Here is a 6,161-nt window from a genome sequence, read left to right as displayed (position 1 = left end):
ACAAAAAACGGCTGGCAATACGCCAGCCGCAGGAAGAAGGGAATTACATTGCCGCGCGATAAATCGCCACAATTTCTTCGTGAGTTGCCTGGATCGGGTTAGTAAAGCCGCAGGCATCTTTCAGGGCGTTGGTAGCCAGCACCGCGAAATCTTCTTCTTTCACGTTCAGGTCACGCAGACCTGCCGGAATATTCACTTTCTTCGCCAGCTCACGGATGGCATTAATGCAGGCTTCTGCACCTTCCGCATCATTTTTTCCTGTCACGTTCACGCCCATTGCAGCCGCGCAGTCGCGCAGACGGGCTGCGGCAACTTTGCTGTTGAATGCCTGAACATGAGGCAGCAGAACAGCATTACATACCCCGTGCGGCAGGTTGTAGAAACCGCCTAACTGGTGCGCCATCGCATGAACATAACCCAGAGATGCGTTGTTGAATGCCATACCCGCGAGGAATTGAGCGTAAGCCATTGCTTCACGCGCTTTGGCGTTGCTGCCATCTTCAACGGCCAGCGGCAGGTTTTCGGCAATCATGGCAACGGCTTTTAGCGCGCAAGCATCGGTGATCGGCGTGGCAGCGGTAGACACATACGCTTCAATAGCATGAGTCAAAGCATCCATACCAGTGGCAGCGGTCAGTGACTTCGGCATACCAATCATCAGAGAGGAGTCATTGACAGAAAGCAGCGGGGTAACGTGCTTATCAACAATCGCCATTTTGATATGACGCGCTTCATCGGTGATGATGCAGAAACGAGTCATTTCTGATGCAGTACCCGCAGTGGTATTGATGGCAATCATCGGCAGCTGCGGTTTTGCAGAGCGGTCAACGCCTTCATAATCACGGATATCACCACCGTTGGCGGCCACCAGCGCAATACCTTTTGCGCAGTCGTGTGGAGAACCACCACCTAAGGAAATCACGCTATCGCAATCATTTTCTTTCAGCAGTTTGAGACCTGCGGCGACGTTTTCCGTGGTTGGATTAGGTTGGGTGCCATCATAAATAACGCTGAAAATATTGCGTTCTTCCAGTGCTTTTTGCACATCACCCGCCATGCCTAATTGCGTCAACATACTGTCAGTTACGATCAATGTACGGCGAAAACCATATTCCGCCATCATATTCATCGCACTGTCTAATGAATCAGCACCAATGACATTAACGGAAGGAATAAAAAAGGTTGAAGCTGCCATAACATACTCCTGAACAACTAAAAAAGGATGGGCAGCTTACAGACGATTTTCATTCGAAAACATGATCGAAATTATTTTTTAGTAAAATATATTTCAAAGAAAGCACATTATATTCATAAAACAATGCACTTTCTTTATATGTATAATAATTTTATATTAATTCATGATTAACATTAATTAATAATTCTATTACTTTTCTGGAAATAATAATGCATCACGTAATAAATGATCATTCCCCCGACGACGCGTAAAACCAATCCGGTCAAAATATTCCAGAATTTGAATTGCCAGTTTTCGACCAACGCCTAAACGATCGCGAAAATCCGCTGCACACGTCGATCCGCACTCCTGATCGAGGCAGCGGATCATATTGGCAAATTCAACAATCCGATCATTACGGTAGTAACGATCTTTAACGATCGCCGTAATAATCCCCTGCTGCGCAGCCTGCCGTAGCGTCAGACGCATTGCCTGTTCGTCGGTCCCCGTCTCTTTTGCCAGATCTCGTACCCACCACGGCTCGTCACCAAACAGCGGTTCCACTTTTTGCCAGATTGCCTGTTGTTCTTCGCTGAATCCGGCTTTGTGATCCGGCAGATGCAACCAACCGTGGTGACTGAGAATGTTGCCGCTTTCGCGCATCTTTTCAATCAGCAACAACACCAGCGCTTCATCTTCCATTGGCAACGCCATACGTCGCAGACGTTCGCGCCCCGGTCCAGGTTCGTCACGATGCTGCTCATGGTAAGTCGCCAACGTGTCGAGGATTTTTCTCTGCCAGCGTGCGGCAACCGGGGCATTCAGTAAGCTGTAACCAGCCTGAATATAACCCGGCTGTTGCAGCAATTCGCGCATTCCTTCGCCGTTAAGTTGGCGCGCCCAGGCGAAATCCACGAGATTAACCGCACCGCGTTCAAGATGAACGGTTAATGCCTCTGCATCGCTCTGCGCCTGCGCAAGCGAAGCCAGCCATTGCAGATACTCCGGCTTACGTTTACCACGACGCGGTGGGTTCAACATCACCACACGCGCTCCCGCCAGCGTGTTGCGAGCGGAGATATCGCGCAACACTAAGCGATCGTTATCCGCCAGCCATAACGGCGTGTCGAATACCAGCTCTGCCAGATTATCCTCCAGCAGTGAAACACGTCCGGTAACATGACTGGCGGCATGGTGAATATGCAACGGCTGCCACTGAGTCAGCGGCACGTGAGTTTGCAATGCGACAATGACCCGCGTGAACGGCTCTGGCGGTATATCTGCCAACAGCCAGTCACCGCGGTTAATCTGTTCTTTCTCGGCGTCGCCAGCAATATTAAGCGCGATACGCTGCCCGGCATGGGCGGTTTCTGTTGGCTGATTCTGCGCATGTAGCGCACGCACGCGCATAGGTTTGTTGACGCCCGTCAGCCATAGCGTGTCGCCAACCTTCACTTCCCCACTTAACGCCGTGCCGGTCACCACCAGCCCCACGCCCTTTACGGTAAAGGCTCGGTCGATAGCAAGGCGAAAACTGTGCTGACTGGCATGTTCGCGCTCCGGCAACTGAAGCAGATGTTCACGCAGAGCATCAATACCTCGTCCTTCAGTCGCTGCGGTAACAAACAGTTTTGCCTCAGCAAAACCGTATTCCCGCAGTACCGCCTTTACCTGATGTTCGACCTCCTGCACACGCGCATCATCCACGCGATCGGCCTTGGTCAATGCCACGGTAAGCATCGGATTACCCGTAAGCTGTAAAATCGCCAGATGCTCACGAGTCTGCGCCATTACGCCGTCATCGCAGGCGACTACCAGCAACGCATGATCGATACCGCCAACCCCTGCCAGCATGTTGGAGAGAAATTTTTCATGGCCGGGAACATCAATGAATCCGGGTACGCGACCATCCGGCTGTGGCCAGTAGGCATAACCAAGATCGATGGTCATCCCGCGCTTCTTTTCTTCCGGCAGACGATCGGCATTCACTCCCGTAATCGCCTGCAATAATGTCGTTTTGCCGTGGTCAACGTGTCCGGCAGTCGCAATAATCATTTCAACAACATCTCCAAAAACCGTTGCTCATCTTCAAGGCAGCGTAAATCCAGCCACAGACGTCCGTCGTAAATGCGACCGATAACCGGCACTGGCAATTCACGCCAACGAGCGGCTAATGCTTCAAGGTGGCTGCCGCGTCCATCATGGGGGGTGAAGGTTAACGCTGCGCTCGGCAGACGATCAACCGGCAGAGAACCACTACCAATCTGTGAAAGGCATGGCATAACTTGTACGGCAAACTCCGCGCCATAATGTTCGGCAAGCGGGGCTTGCAGGCGCTGGGCCTGGATTTGAATGACCTCTGCACTGCGGGTAAGCAGACGCAGCGTCGGCAATTTTTCGGTCAACGCTTCGGGGTGTAAATAGAGGCGCAACGTCGCTTCCAGCGCGGCGAGAGTCATTTTATCGGCGCGTAACGCGCGTTTCAGCGGATGGTTCTGTAAGCAGGCGATCATCTCTTTTTTACCGACGATAATTCCCGCCTGCGGTCCGCCAAGTAGCTTGTCGCCGGAGAAGCTGACCAGGCTGACGCCAGCGGCAATCAACTCCTGCGGCATCGGCTCTTTCGGCAAACCATACTGGCTAAGATCCACCAGCGAGCCACTGCCTAAGTCAGTGATTACCGGAACATCCAGCTCTTTGCCGAGCGCCACCAGCTCCGCTTCATCGACCGCTTTGGTGAAACCCTGAATGCTGTAATTGCTGGTATGTACCTTCATCAACAACGCAGTATTTTCGTTTACCGCCTGACGATAATCATTGGCGTGAGTGCGGTTGGTGGTTCCCACTTCATGCAGCGTACATCCGGCCTGACGCATCACGTCAGGAATTCGAAACGCGCCGCCGATTTCTACCAGTTCGCCACGCGACACCACCACTTCTTTACCACTGGCTGTAGCAGCCAGCATCAGCAGTACCGCCGCCGCATTGTTATTAACGATGCAGGCATCTTCCGCGCCGGTAATGCGACACAGGAGCTGGGCTAACGCACGATCGCGATGCCCACGTCCGGCATCATCCAGATCGTACTCCAGCGTCACCGGTGATCGCATGACTTGCGCAACGGCCTCAACCGCGGCTTCCGCCTGCAACGCTCGTCCGAGGTTGGTATGCAGTACGGTTCCCGTCAGATTGATAACCGGACGCAGAGCGCTTTGCGCCTCTTTCGCCAGCCGGGCGTCGACTTCCTGCGCCCAGTTTGCACACCACGCAGGCAGCGACTGACTGTCACGAATCACTTCCCGCGCTTCGTCGAGCATTTGACGCAGTAACTCCACCACGCGGGTGTGACCATAAGTATCACGTAAAGAAAGGAAAGAACTATCGCGCAATAAGCGATCAATAGCAGGAAGCTGGCTATAGAGGGAACGCGTTTCGGTTGTCATAGGAAACCTGGCTGATCAAGGCCCTCTCGCACGGAGAAGGGCGTTTAACATAACCACGAATTGTAACGTGAGAAGCGTCAGGAGGACATATCGCGCATCAAGCCTTTGGCGGTTCGGTGCGAGCGAAACTTTCGCGGCTAAAGAGGTTTTCGACCAGTTTGACCAGGTTAGGGCGCTCCACGCACCAACCCGGCGCGACACGGCGGAAATTGAGATATCCCGCCGCACAGGCAATAGCGATAGTCGCCAGATTAATCGTATCGGTGTTGAGCGTGCCATCGACCAGATACCCTTCCAGCGCATCCAGGCCACGGTTAATTTTCTCCCGCTGACGCAACAGTTCCGTTTCCGACTGCTGCGCTGCCGGACGCGCCTGTTCGCGTACCGACGCCAGCGCCGCGTCCATAATGCCATCGGCGAGCGCCTCAATTTTGCGTACTCGCAACGACTCCAGCGGATCGCCCGGCAACATCGGCGGAGCGACATTCATTAACTCGATATATTCGGCGATAATCGGCGAATCAAACCAGCATTCGCCCTCTTCGCTCACCAGCACGGGAACTTTCCCTAACGGGTTAAATTGCGCCACGTCGTTGTCTGCGTTATAGGGCAGTTCATTAATAAATTCGAATGTAATGCCCTTTTCTAATAACAAAATAGAAAGTTTGCGAACAAACGGGCTGGTGTAGCTACCGATGAGTTTCATGCCGGGTCCTTTATACGAGGAAAATATCAGTATGGCCTGGCGGTGAAAAAAAGCAGCTTATACCGTTGTTGTCTGCAAACGTGATTTCGCCTGATCCCGCCAGACTTGAGCAAGGAATGGCATATCCGCAACGGCGGCCAACTCTTCAGTAGTACCTTCATCAGAGAAAATAATGCGTTGCAGACGGGTAAGCGGCCACGACTTAACAGGACGATCTAACAAGATAAATTTATCGCCGCTGGCAGTTTCTCCGGGTGTCAGTACCCGATAAAACCAGCCGTTACGTGATTGTTGATGCATAATCTCTGGCGCACGTTCATCCTGTAGTCGACCCGCCATCGTTGCGCAGGCGACTCGCCCCCACGAAACCTGAATTTCAGCACTCCCCAGGCGAAACACGTCGCCAGGACAAACATTTTCTTCCGTCATACCGAGAGTAGAAAAATTCTCGCCAAACAAACCAGGGCGGCGAAGTTGTTCTGCCAGGGCGGGGTAATGTGTGCGCCAGAAAACGTAGTGTTCCAGCGCATAGTGCATTAATGCGCAATCAGGATCCTTAAAATTTTCACTAATCCCGTTTTCCGCCTGTAATCCATGAGGAGTGAGATAAACACGCCCCGTTAATACGACCTTGCGTTGCGAACCATCAGCCTGAAGCTGATTACCAAGAAGCGTTTGCAGTGTTACCTGAAAGTCTGGAAGCATGTCATCTCTCCTTATACCCGGAATTAGGTAATACAACGTCGCCATCGTTATATACCTAACAATATTTCGCTTCCAGCTCTGAATAAAGAAACGGCAGTAACTATTACCCGGCTCACAGAGAAGTCAAAATAGG

At 52.3% G+C, this 6,161-nt stretch carries 5 protein-coding genes; all 5 read right to left on the bottom strand.

What is annotated here, in order from left to right; translation table 11 throughout:
• Nucleotides 1-43: 43 nt before the first annotated feature.
• Nucleotides 44-1,195, bottom strand: coding sequence for an L-threonine dehydrogenase (yiaY, locus tag EA14781_RS21445; RefSeq protein ID WP_000741487.1), 1,152 nt, complete (start codon nt 1,193-1,195; stop codon nt 44-46).
• A gap of 189 nt (nt 1,196-1,384) precedes the next feature.
• Nucleotides 1,385-3,229, bottom strand: coding sequence for a selenocysteine-specific translation elongation factor (gene selB / locus EA14781_RS21440; protein ID WP_000582414.1), 1,845 nt, complete (start codon nt 3,227-3,229; stop codon nt 1,385-1,387).
• Entirely contained in the window at nt 3,226-4,617 is a 1,392-nt protein-coding gene (gene selA, locus EA14781_RS21435) for an L-seryl-tRNA(Sec) selenium transferase (protein ID WP_000206236.1), read from the bottom strand. The genes selB and selA overlap by 4 nt, the downstream gene beginning before the upstream one ends.
• Before the next feature lie 97 nt (nt 4,618-4,714).
• On the bottom strand, nt 4,715-5,323 hold the full coding sequence (locus tag EA14781_RS21430; protein ID WP_000766693.1) for a glutathione S-transferase: 609 nt from the start codon (nt 5,321-5,323) through the stop codon (nt 4,715-4,717).
• Nucleotides 5,324-5,380: 57 nt separating this feature from the next.
• Nucleotides 5,381-6,028, bottom strand: coding sequence for an MOSC domain-containing protein (locus EA14781_RS21425; protein ID WP_000936288.1), 648 nt, complete (start codon nt 6,026-6,028; stop codon nt 5,381-5,383).
• Between the last annotated feature and the right edge of the window lie 133 nt (nt 6,029-6,161).

It is taken from the genome of Escherichia albertii NBRC 107761 = DSM 17582 (genome assembly GCF_000759775.1).
Taxonomy (GTDB): domain Bacteria; phylum Pseudomonadota; class Gammaproteobacteria; order Enterobacterales; family Enterobacteriaceae; genus Escherichia; species Escherichia albertii.
This window is presented reverse-complemented; position numbering and strand designations above follow the sequence as displayed.